The following is a 16078-nucleotide window of genomic DNA, read 5'->3' on the forward strand; positions in this document are numbered from 1 at the left end:
AAGCGCCAACCCCCACGCAAGCGCCAACCCCCACGCAAGCGCCAACCAGCATGAACCGAAAGGCACTTCACCGATGGACACCATGCGCGACCGCTTCATCGACGTCACCAGCCGCCTGCTGGACGAGGACCCCCGGCTGGCCGTGGTGCTCGCCGACATCAGTGCGGCCGCCTTCGCCCCGGCCCAGCAGCGCCACCCGGACCGGGTCGTCAACGTCGGCATCCGCGAGCAACTGCTGATCGGCGCGGCCGGCGGCCTGGCGCTGACCGGGATGCGCCCGATCGCCCACACCTTCGCCAGCTTCCTCGTCGAACGTCCCTTCGAGCAGGTCAAGTTGGACCTCGTCCACCAGGGCGTCGGCGCCGTCCTGGTGAGCGCGGCCGGCTCCTACGACTGGCCGGCCGGGGGCCGCACCCACATGTCCCCGGGCGACGTCGCCCTGCTGGACACCCTGCCGGACTGGACGGTCCACGTGCCGGGCCACCCGGACGAGGCCGAGCAGCTGCTGCGCCACGCCGTCGCGGACGGCGACCGCAACGTCTACGTCCGCCTCTCGGAGCACCGGAACGCGCAGGCCCTGCCGGTCGAGGCGGGCCGGTTCACCACCGTGCGGCAGGGCTCGCGCGGGGTGGTCCTCGCGGTCGGGCCGATGCTGGACGCGGTGCTCGCGGCCACCGAGGGCCTGGACGCCACCGTGCTGTACGCGGCGACGGTGCGCCCCTTCGACGCGGCCGGGCTGCGGGCGGCGGTGGGGGAGCGGGCGGACGTGGTGCTGGTGGAGCCGTACCTGGCGGGCACCTCGGCGAACGAGGCGCACGCCGCGCTGGCCGACCGCCCGCACCGGGTGCTGGGCCTGGGCGTGCCGCGCGAGGAGCACCGGCACTACGGCTCGATCCCGGAGCACCTGACCGCCTACGGCTTGGACGCGGCCTCGCTGCGGGAGCGGATCGGCACCTTCCTGTGGTGACGTTCCTGTGGTGACGCGCGGGGTGGGTCAGCGCGCGACGGTCGCCACCGCGACCACCGCCACCGCGTCCGCCCCCAGCCGTACCGCCGTCCCGTCCAGCGCCGCCGCCCCGAAGGCCGCGACCAGTTCGCGCCCGGTCCCGTCCAGTGGCAGGGTGGCCTCGGCGGGGCCGAGGTTGACGGCGATCCGGTACGGCCCCCGGTGCACCACCAGCCAGCGCGCCGCCTCGTCGTACGCCACCCGCACCGCGCCGAGGTCGGGGTCGGACAGCTCCGGCCGGTCACGGCGCAGCCGGATCAACGTCCGGTGCCAGGTGAGGAGTTCGGCGTGCGGGGCGCGCCGGGGCTCGGTCCAGTCGAGGACGGAGCGCAGGACGGTGGCGGGCTCCTGCGGGTCGGGGACGGACTCGGCGGCCCAGCCGTGGTCGGTGAACTCCCGGCGCCGGCCCTGCCGGACGGCCTCGGCGAGCTGCGGGTCGGTGTGGTCGGTGAAGTACTGCCAGGGGGTGGCCGCGCCCCACTCCTCGCCCATGAACAGCATCGGGGTGAACGGCGAGGTGAGCACCAGCGCGGCGCCGCAGGCGAGCCGGCCGGCGGTGAGGCAGGTGGAGATGCGGTCCCCGAGGGCCCGGTTGCCGATCTGGTCGTGGGTCTGGAGGTAGCCGAGCAGCCGGTGTCCGCCGTCCGGGGGGAAGGGGCGGCCGTGGCCGCGGCCGCGGAAGCCGGACCAGGTGCCGTCGTGGAAGAAGCCGCGGGTGAGCGTCTTGCTGAGGGCGGCGAGCGGGCGGCGGGCGAAGTCGCCGTAGTAGCCCTGGGATTCGCCGGTGAGCGCGCAGTGCAGGGCGTGGTGGAAGTCGTCGCTCCACTGCGCGGTGAGGCCCTGGCCGCCGGCCGCGCGCGGGGCGGTGGTGTGCGGGGTGTTGAGGTCGGATTCGGCGATCAGGAACAGCGGGCGGTTGGTCGCGACGGCCAACTTCTCGACCTCGTGGGACAGTTCCTCCAGGAAGTGGACGGCTCGGTCGTCCGCGAGGGCGTGTACGGCGTCCAGTCGCAGGCCGTCGATCCGGTAGTCGCGCAGCCAGCCGAGCGCGCTGCCGGTCAGGTAGCGGCGCACCTCGTCGGAGCCGGGGGCGTCCAGGTTGACCGCCGCCCCCCACGGGGTGTGGTGCCGGTCGGTGAAGTACGGGCCGTACGCGGGAAGGTGATTGCCGGAGGGGCCGAGGTGGTTGTGGACGACGTCCAGCACCACGCCGAGGCCCTTGCGGTGGGCGGTGTCGACGAAGCGCTTCAGCCCCTCGGGCCCGCCGTACGGCTCGTGCACGGCCCACGGCGAGACCCCGTCGTAGCCCCAGCCGTGTCGGCCGGGGAACGGGCAGACCGGCATCAGTTCGACGAAGTCGACGCCCAACTCGACGAGGTGGTCGAGGTGTTCGGCGGCGGAGTCGAAGGTGCCGCGGGGGGTGAAGGTGCCGATGTGCAGCTCGTACAGCACGGCGCCGGGCAACGCGCGGCCGCGCCAGCCGGTCTGCGACCAGCGGAACGCGGCGTGGTCGACCGGGCGGCTGGGGCCGTCGGGGCCGTGCGGCTGCCAGGGGGAGCGCGGGTCGGGCAGCGGCGGCCCGCCGTCGAGGCGGAAGGCGTAGTCGCCGGCCGGAGCGTCGCCGGTCCACCAGCCCGGGCGCTCCGGGCACCGGGCCAGCGGATGGGCGGAGCCGTCGACCTCGACCTCGACCCGGTCGGTGGCCAGGGGCGCCCACACCTCGTAGGTCCGCACGCTCAGCTCCTCCTCGTCAGCAGGGCCACCGGCCGGTCCGCCAGCAGCCGCGTGACGGGCACCGGGCCCGCCGGGTGGGTCCGCAGCGTCAGCAGGTCCGTCCAGGGCCCGCCCTCGGGCAGCTCCAGCACGGTGCCGCGCCAGCCGCCGGCGCGTTCCAGCCCGTACGGGAGCCGGGTGACGGCGGTGACCACGTCGGCGCCGCGGGCGAAGGCGAGCAGGTGGTCGGCGGCGGGGCCGGCGGCGCTCAGCGGCCGGTAGGGCCCGAGCGGGCGCTCGCGCCGCAGGTGCAGCGCCGCCCTGGTGAGGTGCAGCTTCTCGCGGGCGAGGTCGCCGGGGCGCGGGGCGGCCGCGTCGGTGAGCCGGACGGCGAGCGCGCCGAGGTCCACCACGCCCCGGTTGTCCGGGTCGACGAGGGTGTACAGCGGCTCCTCGCTGCCCTGGTAGAGGTCGGGCACGCCCGGGACGGTGAGGTGCAGGAGCGCGGCGGCGAGGGTGTTGGCGCGGGCGTAGGGGGCGAGGGCGTGCACCAGGCCCTCGATCCGGGGCAGCAGTCCGGGGTTGGTGTGGACGGCGCGGGCGCGCGCGGTGAGCGCCTGCTCGAAGCGGGTGTCGGGGGTGGTCCAGGAGGTGTGCAGCTTGGCCTCGCGGGCGGCCTTGAGGAGGGCGGCGACGAGCCGGTCGGGGTCGATCGGCCAGGCGGCGACGAGGGTGTGCCAGAGCAGCCAGTCGCCGTCGCGGGCACCGTGGTCGTGGTCGTGGTCGTGGTCGTGGTCGCCTTCGCCGTCGGGGCCGGCGCCCGGGCCGGGCCCGGCTGCGGTGGACCAGGCGGCGGCCTCGGCGGCCCAGGCCTCGGGCCGCTCGGCGAGCACGGCGAGCCGGGCGCGGGCGTCGGCGCTGCGCTTGGTGTCGTGGGTGGACAGCACGGTCATGCTGTGCGGCCAGGCGCGCTCCAGGTAGCGGCACCAGTCGTGGAACCGGGCCGGCGACAGCCCCGGCCGGCCGGGCTCGCCGCCGACCTCGTTGAGGCCGGGCAGCGCGTTCCACCGGTAGAAGGCGGTGTCCTCGACGCCCTTGGCGGCGACGGCGGCGGCGGTCTGCGCGAAGCGCTCGCAGAACTCGTCCTTGTGCGGCCCGCTCCCCAGCTCCCCGAGGGCCAGGGCGGCGACCAGCCGGTCCGTCGGGTCGGCCGAGCCGCCCAGCGCCGCGCGCACCTGCTCGGCCGAGGCCGGCGGCACCGGCTCCCCGGGCCGGGCGTACGGCCGGTACACCGGGTAGCCGGTGAACAGCCGCCGCAGCGCCGCGCGCAGCTGCCAGGGCGCGTGGTCGGCGTGCGCGGGCTCGGCGGCGCCGATCCGCAGCGCGATCCGCACCAGCCGGTCGACCTCGGCGGCCAGCTCGCCGTGCGGCGCGGTCATGTCGGCCCGCCCGCGCCGGGCGGCGGCGACCGCCGGGTGGGGGTCGGCGCAGGGTTCGCCGCCCGGCGCGGAGCCGGTCAGGAACGCCGCGTACGCCCCGGTCAGCCGGCAGGCGCCCGCGTGGTCGGTGAGCACGCCGTCGATGCGGCGCAGCGCGTCGTAGCCGGTGGTCCCGGCGACCGGCCAGTCCGCAGGCAGCCGCTCGTCGCCGGTGAGGATCTTCTCGACGACGGTGTACGCCCCGCCGGTGGCGCCGGCGAGGCGGCGCAGGTAGCCGCGCGGGTCGGCGAGCCCGTCGGGGTGGTCGATCCGGAAGCCGTCGACGACGCCGTCGGCGTGCAGCCGCAGCAGGGTGGCGTGGGTGGCGGCGAACACCTCGGGCTCCTCGACCCGGACGGCGATCAGCTCGTTGACGGTGAAGAAGCGCCGGTAGTTCAGTTCGGTGCGGGCCAGCCGCCACCAGGCGAGCCGGTACCACTGGCGGGCGAGCAGCTCGTCCAGCGGCAGTCCCGAGGTGCCGGGCCGCAGCGGCAGCTCGTGGTCGTGGTAGCGCAGCACCTCGCCGTCCACCACCAGCTGGTCCAGCACGGCGCCGAGCCGGTCGCCGAGCAGCGGCAGCAGCACCCGGCCGCGCGCGGGGGCGTCGACGGGGCCGGGCTGGGCCGCCCAGTCGATGTCGAACCAGCGCGCGTACGGCGAGTCGGGGCCGTCGCGCAGCACCTGCCACAGCGGCTGGTTGAGCCGCTCGGGGACGGGCACCGCCATGTGGTTGGGCACCACGTCGACGAGCAGCCGCAGGCCGTGCCGGTGGGCGGCGTCGGCCAGCGCGCGCAGGGCGCCCTCGCCGCCGAGCTGCTCGCTGACCCGGCCGTGGTCGACGGTGTCGTAGCCGTGGGTGGAGCCGGGGGCGGCCTCCAGCAGCGGGGACAGGTGCAGGTGGGAGACGCCGAGGGCGGCGAGGTAGGGGACGGCGGCGGCGGCGTCGTGGAGGGTGAAGCCGGGTTGCAGCTGGAGGCGGTAGCTGGCCGTGGGGGCGGTAGCGGTAGCGGTGGCGGATGAGGGGGAGGTGGCGGCCGGGCGGGGCGGTGCGGGCTCGGCGGCGGAGGTCATAGGTCCATGAGTACCCGGGGGAGCCCGCCGCCAAGACCCGCTGCTGGTCCGAACAGGTGAGCGCGGGGTGTCAGGCCGGCCGCTGGAGCACCATCAGTGAGCGGTCGGTGAGCCACAGCGCGTCGCCGGCCTTGACCCGCGCGCCCGTGCCCGGGGCGGGCAGCCGGGCCTGCGCGGTGTCGACCACGACCTGCCACTCCTGCCCGTGGTCGGCGGGCAGGGTGAACTCCAGCGGCTCGAAGTGCGCGTTGAACATCAGCAGGAAGGAGTCGTCGACGATCCGCCCGCCGCGCCGGTCCGGCTCGGAGATGGCGTAACCGTTGAGGAAGACGGTCAGCGACTTGGCGTAGCTGGCGCCCCAGTTGCGCTTGGTCATCTCCTCCCCGCCGGGGGTGAACCAGGCGATGTCGGTGAGGTCGTCGTGGCCGCCCGAGTCGTGGCCGCCCGAGGGGTGACCGCCGGAGAGGTGGCCGCCGGAGAGGTGACCGCCGGAGAGGTGGCCGCCGGCGGGGCGGCCTCCGGCGGCGAGCGTCCCCGGCCCGGGGCGCCCGGGGACCGGCCGCCCGTGGAAGAAGCGCCGCCGCCGGAACACCGGGTGGTCACGGCGCAGCCAGATCATCCCCTGGGTGAACTCCAGCAGCCGCGCCTCGGGCCCGTCGCCGTCCGGCCAGTGCAGCCAGGTGAGTTCGTTGTCCTGGCAGTAGGCGTTGTTGTTGCCCTGCTGGGTGCGGCCGAGTTCGTCGCCGTGGGAGAGCATCGGCACGCCCTGGGAGAGCATCAGGGTGGCGATGAAGTTGCGCTGCTGGCGGGCTCTGAGCTCCTCGACGGCCGGGTCGGTGCCGGGGCCCTCGACGCCGCAGTTCCAGGAGCGGTTGAAGGACTCGCCGTCGCGGTTGTCCTCGCCGTTGGCCTCGTTGTGCTTGTCGTTGTAGGAGACGAGGTCGCGCAGGGTGAAACCGTCGTGGCAGGTCACGAAGTTGATGGAGGCGATGGGGCGGCGGCCGTCGTCCTGGTAGAGGTCGGAGGAGCCGGTGAGCCGGGAGCCGAACTCGGCGAGGGCGGCGGTCTCGCCGCGCCACAGGTCGCGCACGGTGTCCCGGTACATGCCGTTCCACTCGGTCCACAGCGGCGGGAAGTTGCCGACCTGGTAGCCGCCCTCGCCGAGGTCCCAGGGTTCGGCGATCAGCTTGGCCTGGGAGACCACCGGGTCCTGCTGGACGAGGTCGAAGAAGGAGGAGAGCCGGTCGACCTCGTGGAACTGCCGGGCCAGGGTGGCGGCGAGGTCGAAGCGGAAGCCGTCGACGTGCATCTCGGTGACCCAGTAGCGCAGCGAGTCCATGATCAGCTGGAGCACGTGCGGGCTGCGCATCAGCAGGCTGTTGCCGGTGCCGGTGGTGTCCTCGTAGAACCGCTGGTCCTGGGCGAGGCGGTAGTAGGAGACGTTGTCCAGCCCGCGCAGGGACAGCGTCGGCCCGAGGTGGTTGCCCTCGGCGGTGTGGTTGTAGACGACGTCCAGGATCACCTCGATCCCGGCCGCGTGCAGCGCCTTGACCATCGACTTGAACTCCTGCACCTGCTGGCCCCGGTCGCCGCTGGAGGCGTAGGAGGAGTGCGGGGCGAAGAAGCCGATGGTGTTGTAGCCCCAGTAGTTGGTCAGGCCCAGGTCGCGCAGCCGGTGGTCGCGGACGAACTGGTGCACCGGCATCAGCTCGATCGCGGTGACGCCGAGCTTGGCCAGGTGCTCGATCACCGCCGGGTGGGCCAGGCCCGCGTAGGTGCCGCGGATCTCCTCGGGGATGCCGGGGTGCAGCCGGGTGAGGCCCTTGACGTGCGCCTCGTAGATGACGGTGCGGTGGTAGTCGGTGCGCGGCGGGTGGTCGGTGCCCCAGTCGAAGTACGGGTTGATCACGACCGAGTGCATGGTGTGCGGGGCGGAGTCGAGGTCGTTGCGGCGCTCGGGCGCGCCGAAGTGGTAGCCGTAGACGGCCTCGTCCCAGTCGATGTGCCCGCTCATCGCCTTGGCGTACGGGTCCAGCAGCAGTTTGGCGCTGTTGTGGCGCTGGCCTAGGCCGGGGTTGTACGGGCCGTGGACGCGGAAGCCGTAGCGCTGGCCGGGCTGGACGCCGGGGAGGTAGGCGTGCCGGACGAAGGCGTCCGTCTCGCGCAGTTCGACGGCCGTCTCCGAGCCGTCCTCGTCGATCAGGCACAGCTCGATCCGGTCGGCACTCTCGGAGAACACCGCGAAGTTGGTGCCGACCCCGTCGTAGGTGGCGCCGAGGGGGTAGGGCTTACCGGGCCAGACCTGCATGAGTCCTCAACTTCCTTGCACTCAACGAAAACTGACGTGTAGTCCGATAACGTGCCCGGACCCGGACGCTCTCTTCCCGGCCGGGCGGCCGGGCATGTGCGGCGCTCGCGCGCCGTGACGCACGGCACAGTGCGCATACTCCCCGAGCCTTCCCCCGGCGGCCGGGACATGTGCTGCCGGTTCGCCCGAACGGGTGTCCAGTCGACATTCCTGTGATAAGTGCGGGCCAGTGGCGGGCGGGCTTGTGGCGGGCGGGCCTGCGATGAGCGGGGCCTGCGACGGGCGTGGGCCTGTGAAGGGTGGGCCTGGTGGTGGTGCCGGGCCCCGTGGGCCATCCGGCTGCACACCGCTCGCGGCGGGCAGTACCCTTGATCGTCCGGCCGTCCCCGGGCCGGTGGCGCTCCATCAGCCGCGCAGGGGCGGAGCGTAGAGCAGCAAACCAGGTGAGGTGGCGCATGGTGTTCCCCGCCGGCGGCCGCGGCCCGGGGCCCGACGGCCCCGACCGGGGCGGCGCCCGCAGCGAGGCGCCCACGGTCGTCATGCGCCCCACCCTGTCCGGCCGCCCCCTGGTGCCCGCCCAGGGCGGCCCGGTCGAGGTCCCCGCCCTCGCCTGGTCCGCCGCCGAATGGGAGGACGCCTACCAGCGGGTCCGCCTGTCCGGCCGCGCCTACGTCTGGCTCAACCTCGTCGAGCAGCGGCTGCGCTCCCTCGTCGACGAGGTGCTGCACCCCATCTACGCCCCCGCCCACGGCGAGGACTGGGTCACCGCCGCAGCCGGACCCGCCGGCGAGGAGTGGGCGCACCGGGCCGGCGCCGTCCGCGAGGTCAGCCGCCGCAAGGGCTACCTGCTCGACCCGGCGGACGACGACCCGCTGGTCTTCCTCACCCTGCCCCAGCTGCGCGAGCTGATGGTCCAGCACTGGCCCTGCTTCGAGCCCTACCTGTCCGACCGACGCGAGATCGAACTCGCCCTGGACGAACTGGAAGTGGCCCGGCACGTGGTCTCCCGCAACCGGGTGCTCACCCAGACCGTCCTCGCCCAGACCGAACGCGCCGCCGCCCGCCTGCTCGCCGTCCTCGACGGCGGCGCCGGCGGCGTGCCCGCCGACGTCGTCGAGTCGCTGGTGGCCGGCCGGTACGCGGACGTCGTCGCCGTGCACGCCGACCGCGTCCGCCTCCAGCGCGACCTGCCCGTCGAGGACCTGCTGGACGGCGCCCGGCGCCTGGACGCGCTCGGCATCGGCCTCGGCATGCTCTGCCAGAACTACACCGGCAAGCGGCTGGTGCGCCTGGCCGGCGACGGCTGCCGGGTCCGTCTGCTCTTCCTCAACCCGGCGAGCAGCGCCGTCCGCCGCCGTGAACGCGAACTCGGCCTCGGACGCGGCGAGTTGTCGCGCTCCATCGAGATGAACATCATGCACGTGCGCCGGGTGCGGGCCCGGCTGCGCGACCAGGGCGGCTTCGAGATCCGGGTCTTCGACGAGACCCCGCGCTTCACCGCCTACCTCGTCGAGGGCCCCCGCCCGACCGGCCAGGTCGGCGGCCGCCGCCAGAGCCGCGACCTCGGCGTCATCCAGCCCTACCTGCGCCGCGCCCGGGGCATGGAGTCCCCGGCCCTGGTGCTGCGCGGCGGCGCCGGCCAGCAGCCCGGCGGCAGCGAACAGGGCCTGCTGGAGGTCTACCGCGAGGAGTTCGAGGGCGCCTGGGGCGACTCCCGGCCGGTGTCCTGAACCCGCCCCCCACTTCTGACGGACCATCGGATTCCTCTCTCCACCCCCGGGTGGAGACCCGGAACTCCATCCGTGCGGCGGCGACACCCCCGGGCCGCGCCGCGCAAGCTGGAGGCGGGGTCGCGGCCGCACGAGCGACGCGACGACGTCGAGGGGAGTGCGCCGTGGTGTACGGAACAAAGCGCGGGACAGGACGGGGGGCGGCGCGCGGAAGGCTGCGCGAAGGGCCCGGGGCGGGGCTCGGGACGGGGCCCGGCGGAAGGCTGCCGGGGAATGCCCGCCGAACCGCCCGCCGGCGCTGGCCGTTCGCGCTGGCCGGCGTGGCGGCAGCCCTGCTGGGCCTGCTGCCGGCCGTCCCCGCCGAGGCCCGGGAGGCGGGCGGCTGCCGTACGGCGACCTCCGCCGGCCGCCTGCAAGGGGTGGCCCAGGACGGCCGGTGCGCCTACCTGGGCGTCCCGTACGCGGCGCCGCCCACCGGCGGGCGCCGGTTCCGCCCGCCGCAGCCCGCCGCACCCTGGCCCGGAACGCTGCGCGCCACCCAGGCCCGCCCCGGCTGCCCGCAGGACCTGAGCGCGGGCGGCGGCGGCACCGAGGACTGCCTGTACCTCAACGTGTGGTCGGCGCACCACGGCGGCGCCCGCAAACCCGTCATGGTCTTCCTGCACGGCGGCGCGGACGAACTCGGGGCCGCCGGCCAGCCCGTCTTCGACGGCGGCCTGCTGGCCGAGCGCGGCGACGCCGTCGTGGTGAACCTGGACTACCGGCTCGGCATCCTGGGCTGGACGGAGCTCGGCGCGCTCGATCCGTCCTACGCCGGCTCGGGCAACAACGGGCTGCGCGACGAGAGCGCCGCGCTGACCTGGGTGCGCCGGCACATCGGTGCCTTCGGCGGCGACCCGGGCAACGTCACCGTCTTCGGCCAGTCGGCCGGCGCGATCTCGATCAGCGCCCTGCTGGCCGGCGACCACCCCGAGCGCCTCTTCCGGCGCGCCATCGTCGAGAGCGGGCCCGGCTACCTGGTGCACACCGCGGCCGCCGCGCGGGCCACCGCCGGAAAGGTCTTCGCCACCGGCGGCATCCACACCGTCGCGGACCTCGACCGGCTGAGCACCCAACAGGTCCTCGAACTCCAGGAACAGGTTCAGCACGGGCTCTCCGGACTGTCCTCCGCGGTCTTCTTCGGCCCCTCCATCGACGGGGCGCTGGTGCCCGGCCCGGTCGTCGAACGGATCGCCGCCGGCAGCGCCCGCGACGTCGACGTGATGACCGGCACCACCGAGAACGAGACCGACTACTGGGCGCTGTTCGACCCCACGCTGCCGGACCTCCCGCTGAGCGCCTACCGCAACCTGCCCCCCGTGCTCGCCGACCGCAAACAGCAGATGTACGACCGGTACGCCGCCGACCGCCCCGGGGCCACCGAGGGCCGGGTGGTGAACGCGATGCTCACCGACCAGACCGAGCGGATCCCCACCCTGCGGCTGGCCGAGGCCCAGTCCCGCTGGCGGCCCACCCACGTCTACCAGTTCGACTGGCACGTGCCCTACGTCCCCGGCCTGCCCGCCGCCCAGAACCTGGGCGCCATGCACACCCTGGAACTGCCCTTCGTCTTCGGCGGCCTGGACCTCGGCGCGATCCCGCGCGGCGCGCAGACCGTCGCCGCCCAGCGGCCCGAACTCACCCGGCTGTCCGAGCGGATGGCCGACGCCTGGGCCTCCTTCGCCCGCCAGGGCGACCCGGGCTGGCCGTCCTACACCGCCGACGCGCGGGCCACCCGGATCTGGGACCTGAACCCCAGCGTCCGGTACGCCCCGCACGACGACGAACGCGCCCTCTGGGACGACTACTCCTTCCCCGCCCTGGACCTCGGCACCCGCTGAGGCCTTCCCGCCTTCCCGCCTTCCCGCCGGAACAGGGGGCCGGGCCACCGCCCGGCCCCCTCGGCGCGCCCCGCCCCGGCGTCCGGCCCCTGAAACCCGCTGGCCAGGCCGGTGCGGCCGCTGCCACACTGCGGGCCGTGAACAGCCTTCCCGCCTGGACCCTGCGCCCCGCCACCGCCGCCGACGTCGAACCCGTCGCCGAACTCAAGGCCGTCGTCCTGCGCGCCGACCTCGAACGCCTCGGCCGCTACGACGACGACCGGGTCCGCCGGCGCCTGCGGGCGGGCTTCTCCAGCCGCCACAGCTCCGTCATCCTCGTCGACGGCGCCTTCGCCGGCTCCGTCACCGTCCGCCCCGCCGAGCAGGGCGGCCGCTGGATCGAGCACTTCTACCTCGCCCCCGCCCACCAGGGCCGCGGCCTCGGCACCGCCGTCCTGCGCCACCTCCTCGCCCAGGCCGACGCCGCCGGCGAGCCCGTGCGCCTCGACGTCCTCCAGGGCAGCCCCGCCCGCAGCCTCTACGAACGCCACGGCTTCGTCCTCGACCACGAGGACCCGATCGACGTCTACCTGGTCCGCGAGCCCGCCGCCTGAACCGGGGCCGGCCCGCTGGTCGGGGCGTGGCGCCCGGTGACGCTCGCCCGGGTGACGCGAGTAGGCCGGACGGATGGTGACCGGCGGTCGGGCGCGGCGCTCACCCGAGCACCGGGCCCGACGGCTTGTTAGCGTCCCGTCCATGATCGACAGCCCGCACTCCACCGGCTCCGAACACCCCCGCGCCACCCGCCGCGGCCTGCTGCGCACCGCCCTCGGCGCCACCACCGCCGGAGCCCTCACCCTCACCGGCGCTCGCCCCGCCCAGGCCGCGCCCCGCACCGCCACCCGGCGCATCGACTTCCACGGCCACCACCAGGCCGGCATCACCAACCCGCCCCCCGGCTACGGCACCTTCCTCGCCCTCGACGTCAAGGCCCGCGACCGCAAGGCCCTCGAAACCCTCCTGCGCACCCTCACCGACCGCATCCGCTTCCTCACCGCCGGCGGCACCCCGCCCGACCTCGGCCCCGCCGCCGCCCCCTCCGACAGCGGCACCCTCGGCCCCGACCTGCCCGCCGACGACCTCACCGTCACCGTCGCCGTCGGCGCCTCCCTCTTCGACACCCGCTACGGCCTCACCCGCCACCGCCCCCGCCGGCTCACCGCCATGCGGCCCTTCCCCGTCGACGCGCTGCGCCCCGCCGAATGCCACGGCGACCTCTCGCTCCAGATCTGCGCCGAGAACCGCGACACCGTCCAGCACGCCATCCGCGACCTGCTGCGCAGCACCAACGGCCTGATCCGCCCGCGCTGGCAGCTCGACGGCTTCCAGAACCGCTCCCGCCCCACCGGCGCCGCCCGCAACCTGCTCGGCTTCAAGGACGGCATCGAGAACCCCGACACCACGAACGCCCGCGAGCTGGACGCCCTCGTCTGGGTCGGCGAGGGCGGCGACGAACCGCACTGGGCCGCCGGCGGCAGCTACCAGGTCATCCGCGCCATCCGCACCCTCGTCGCCGGCTGGGACGAGGTGCCGCTCAAGCAGCAGGAACGCCTGATCGGCCGGCGCAAGAACGACGGCGCCCCGCTCGGGGCGGCCGGCGAGACCGACACCCCCGACTACCGCAACGACCCCGACGGCGCCGTCATCCCCCTCGACTCCCACATCCGCCTCGCCAACCCCCGCACCGACGGCACCCGCGACAGCCGCATCCTGCGCCGCGCCTTCAACTACGACCGCGGCCTCGATTCCGACGGCGAACCCGACCTCGGCCTCGCCTTCTGCTGCTACCAGCAGGACGTGGCCCGCCAGTTCGAAGCCGTCCAGACCCGCCTCAACACCGAACCCCTCGCCCGCCACCTCCGCCCCACCGGCGGCGGCTACTTCTACGTCCTCCCCGGCGCCCACGACACCACCGACTGGCTCGGCCGCACCCTCCTCACCGCCACCTGACGCCCCGGTTCGCGCGCCCGTCGCCCCAACCGGGGCGCGGGCGACCGCCGTTGGGGCGACCTGCCGAAACCGAGGGGGCCGTCCGCCGCCGTCCGCCGCCGCACCGGCCCGCACCCCGACCGCCCCGGCGGCCCGGATGTCGGTGGGGCGGGTGATGATGGGGGCTGTTTCGAGAGGCAGGACGGAAGGACACCCCCTTATGAGCTGGTGGCAGCAGCCACTGGTCGGCTTCGACCTGGAGACCACGGGCACCGACCCGGCCGTGGACCGCATCGTCACGGCCGCGCTCGTGGACACCGTCGGGGCCCGCCGGGTGGGGGCCGCGCACTGGCTGCTCGACCCCGGGGTCCCGATCCCGGCCGAGGCGGAGGCGATCCACGGCATCGGCGACGACCTGGCCCGCGGCAAGGGCCGGCCGGCCAAGGAGGCGGTGGAGGAGATAGCCGGCGCGCTCTGCGAGCGGCTCGCCGCAGGGCGCCCGGTGGTCGCGTTCAACGCGCCGTTCGACCTGTCGCTGCTCGACGCCGAGCTGCGCCGGTACGGGCTGGTGCCGCTCGCCGAGCGCCTCGGCGCCCCGGTCGGGCCGGTGCTGGACGCGCTGGTCGTCGACCGGGCGGTGGACAAGTACCGCAAGGGCTCGCGCACCCTGCAACGGGTCTGCGAGGTGTACGGCGTCGAGCTGACGGACGCGCACGAGGCGGGCAGCGACGCGCTGGCGGCCGTCCGGGTCGCCGTCGCCCTCGCCGAGCGCTACCGGGCCGAGGTCGGCGACGTCGCGCCGGCCGAGCTGCACGAGCGCCAGATCGGCTGGTACCGGGAGTGGGCCGAGGGCTTGCAGGCGTGGCTGCGCCGCGGCAAGGACCCGCAGGCCGTGGTCGACCCGCGGTGGCCGATGAGGTGACCGCCCCCGGTGAGGCCGGCGGGCCGGGCGGGGCCTAGGCAGTGTCGTCAAAGGTCAGGCCCACATGAGGAGTGAGGCGAGGGTGGCGGCGGCTTGGTAGGACACGGCGGTCTTGTCGAACCTGGTGGCCAGGCCTCGCCACTGCTTCAGGCGGTTGAAGCAGCGTTCGACGACGTTGCGGTGCTTGTAGAGCTGGCGATTGAACGCCGGTGGGCGACCGCCGAGCCTGCCGCGCCGCAGTCGATTGGCGATCTGGTCGGCCCGCTCGGGGATGGTGTGGCTGATGCCGCGCTTCCGCAGCCAGGCGCGGATCGCCTTCGAGCTGTAGCCCTTGTCGCCGAGGACGTGTTCGGGACGGGTCCGGGGCCGTCCTGGTCCAACCCGGGGCACCCGAATCTCGTCCATGACGGCGGTGAACTGGGTGCAGTCGTTGGTGTTCCCGCCTGTGAGGACGAGGGCGAGCGGTCTGCCGAGTCCATCGACGGCCAGATGGAGTTTGCTGGTCAGCCCGCCTCGGCAGCGGCCGAGCGCCTGGTTTCGGGTCCCCCTTTTCGCGCCCCCGCAGCGTGCTGGTGGGCCCGCACGATGGTCGAGTCGACCGACACGAGCCAGTCGATGTCGCCAGCCGCGTCCGCCTTCGCCTGCGCGGCCCGCAACATCCGATCGAATGTCCCGTCTTCGGCCCAACGTCGGAACCGGGTGTGCAGGGTGGCCCAGGAGCCGTACCGCGGCGGCACGTCCCGCCAGGCCACCCCGGTCCGGAACTTCCACACGATCCCGTTCAGCACCGTCCGGTCGTCCAGCCGCGGGCGGCCCGTGCCGGGCCTGGGCAGCAGCGGCTCCACCAAGCCCCACTCGGCATCGGAGAGTTCATGGCGACGTATCACCACACCATGATCCACCAGCCAAGATCACTTTGACGACACTGCCTAGCCGGCCGGCCAGTCGAAGGTGTAGCCCTGGGCGACCAGCCAGGGCAGCAGCTGCTTGAGCGCGGCCACGGTCTGGGTGCGGTCGCCGCCGCCGTCGTGCATCAGGATCACGCCGCCGGGCTTGAGCTGCTTCTGCACGGTGGAGACGATGGCGGGCACGCCCGGGCGGGACCAGTCGCGCGGGTCGACGGACCAGCCGAGCGAGGACATGCCGAGGCTCGCGGTGATCTGCTCGTTGTCGGCGTTGAAGCCGCCGCCGGGGGCGCGGAACCAGCTGACCCGGGTGCCGGGGCCGCCGGCCTTGACGATCATGTCCCTGGCGGCGGAGATCTCGTAGGCGGCCTTGTCGTGGGGGAGCTTCGCGAACGGCTGCGGGTGGTGCACGCTGTGGTCGCAGAGCCGGTGGCCGGCCGCGAGGATGCGCTTGACCAGGGCCGGGTTGGCGGCGGCGTTCTGGCCGATCTCGCAGAAGGTGGCCTTGGCGTGGTACTGGGCGAGCAGGTCGAGGATCTGGCCGGTGGCGGGGCCGGGGCCGTCGTCGAAGGTGAGCGCCACGGTGTGGCCGCCGGAGGCGGTGGAGCCGATGACGGTGCCCGGCTTGACCGGCGCGGGCGTCGGCGCGGGGGTGCCCGAGGGCGTGGTCGCGACGGGGGTGGTGGTGACCGGGGTGCTCGGCGTGCCGCTGTGGGGCGCGGCGGTCGTCTCGGCCGGCGCCTTGGGCGTGCGCGGCTTCGGGACGGCCGGCGGGGCGGCGGAGGCGGGTGCGCTGTCGGAGCCGGGGGCGGGCGCGACGGTGGCGACGGGGCCGTCGGTCGGCCGGGAGTCGGTCGGCGCGATGGTGATCGGGGGCTGGGTGCTGACGCCGGCCGTCGGCTGGAGGGCTCCGCTGGCGGTGCCGCACGCGGCCAGGCCCAGGGTGGCGGCCGCCACGACGCAGCCTGCGACCAGCCGGCGGCGGGCCGTGAGGGCCGTACGGGTCGGAGGGGAGGGCCGGCGGGTGGCGGAGTGGGGCATGGCGGCGGCTCCTGTGGTGCAGAGGGGTGCAGAGGACGGGTGCCGATCCCTCGGTC

At 74.8% G+C, this 16078-nt stretch carries 10 protein-coding genes and 1 pseudogene; 6 read left to right on the forward strand and 5 right to left on the reverse strand.

The window, feature by feature from the left end; genetic code table 11:
* Positions 1 to 73 precede the first annotated feature (73 nt).
* Positions 74 to 967 (forward strand): transketolase family protein, encoded by an 894-nt coding sequence (locus tag ACIO9K_RS28745; RefSeq protein WP_400334377.1) that lies wholly within the window; start codon positions 74 to 76, stop codon positions 965 to 967.
* A gap of 27 nt (positions 968 to 994) precedes the next feature.
* Here the strand turns inward: ACIO9K_RS28745 and treZ are convergent, their stop codons facing one another.
* The 3 genes from treZ to glgX form a co-directional block, all read right to left on the reverse strand.
* Complete coding sequence (gene treZ, locus ACIO9K_RS28750) at positions 995 to 2740, reverse strand: malto-oligosyltrehalose trehalohydrolase (RefSeq protein WP_400334379.1); 1746 nt, start codon at positions 2738 to 2740, stop codon at positions 995 to 997.
* A 2-nt stretch (positions 2741 to 2742) separates the two neighbouring features.
* Positions 2743 to 5268 (reverse strand): malto-oligosyltrehalose synthase, encoded by a 2526-nt coding sequence (treY, locus tag ACIO9K_RS28755; RefSeq protein ID WP_400334381.1) that lies wholly within the window; start codon positions 5266 to 5268, stop codon positions 2743 to 2745.
* Positions 5269 to 5338: 70 nt separating this feature from the next.
* Positions 5339 to 7576, reverse strand: coding sequence for a glycogen debranching protein GlgX (gene glgX, locus ACIO9K_RS28760; RefSeq protein WP_400334383.1), 2238 nt, complete (start codon positions 7574 to 7576; stop codon positions 5339 to 5341).
* 455 nt (positions 7577 to 8031) lie between these two features.
* Here glgX and ACIO9K_RS28765 point away from each other — a divergent pair, with 455 nt between their 5' ends.
* From ACIO9K_RS28765 to ACIO9K_RS28785, 5 genes are all read left to right on the forward strand, one after another.
* A complete protein-coding gene (locus tag ACIO9K_RS28765; protein ID WP_371516519.1) occupies positions 8032 to 9306 on the forward strand; it encodes an SAV2148 family HEPN domain-containing protein in 1275 nt (424 codons plus the stop codon).
* A 320-nt stretch (positions 9307 to 9626) separates the two neighbouring features.
* Positions 9627 to 11186, forward strand: a complete 1560-nt coding sequence (locus ACIO9K_RS28770; RefSeq protein WP_400334385.1) for a carboxylesterase/lipase family protein — start codon at positions 9627 to 9629, stop codon at positions 11184 to 11186.
* A gap of 137 nt (positions 11187 to 11323) precedes the next feature.
* Positions 11324 to 11779: a GNAT family N-acetyltransferase gene (locus tag ACIO9K_RS28775; protein WP_363584142.1), complete on the forward strand. Its 456-nt coding sequence runs from the start codon at positions 11324 to 11326 to the stop codon at positions 11777 to 11779.
* Positions 11780 to 11921: 142 nt separating this feature from the next.
* Positions 11922 to 13175 carry an iron uptake transporter deferrochelatase/peroxidase subunit gene (gene efeB, locus ACIO9K_RS28780; protein WP_400334387.1) on the forward strand — a complete coding sequence of 418 codons (1254 nt, stop codon included), beginning with the start codon at positions 11922 to 11924 and terminating at the stop codon, positions 13173 to 13175.
* A 199-nt stretch (positions 13176 to 13374) separates the two neighbouring features.
* Positions 13375 to 14076 (forward strand): exonuclease domain-containing protein, encoded by a 702-nt coding sequence (locus ACIO9K_RS28785; RefSeq protein WP_363584138.1) that lies wholly within the window; start codon positions 13375 to 13377, stop codon positions 14074 to 14076.
* Positions 14077 to 14130: 54 nt separating this feature from the next.
* Here the strand turns inward: ACIO9K_RS28785 and ACIO9K_RS28790 are convergent.
* Positions 14131 to 14960: pseudogene (locus ACIO9K_RS28790) on the reverse strand (IS5 family transposase).
* A 45-nt stretch (positions 14961 to 15005) separates the two neighbouring features.
* The gene (locus tag ACIO9K_RS28795; protein WP_400334389.1) at positions 15006 to 16022 is read right to left on the reverse strand and encodes a polysaccharide deacetylase family protein; all 1017 of its coding nucleotides are present in this window, start codon (positions 16020 to 16022) and stop codon (positions 15006 to 15008) included.
* Positions 16023 to 16078: the final 56 nt, after the last annotated feature.

This window comes from Kitasatospora sp. NPDC087271 (assembly GCF_044744605.1).
In the GTDB taxonomy this organism is placed as follows: domain Bacteria; phylum Actinomycetota; class Actinomycetes; order Streptomycetales; family Streptomycetaceae; genus Kitasatospora.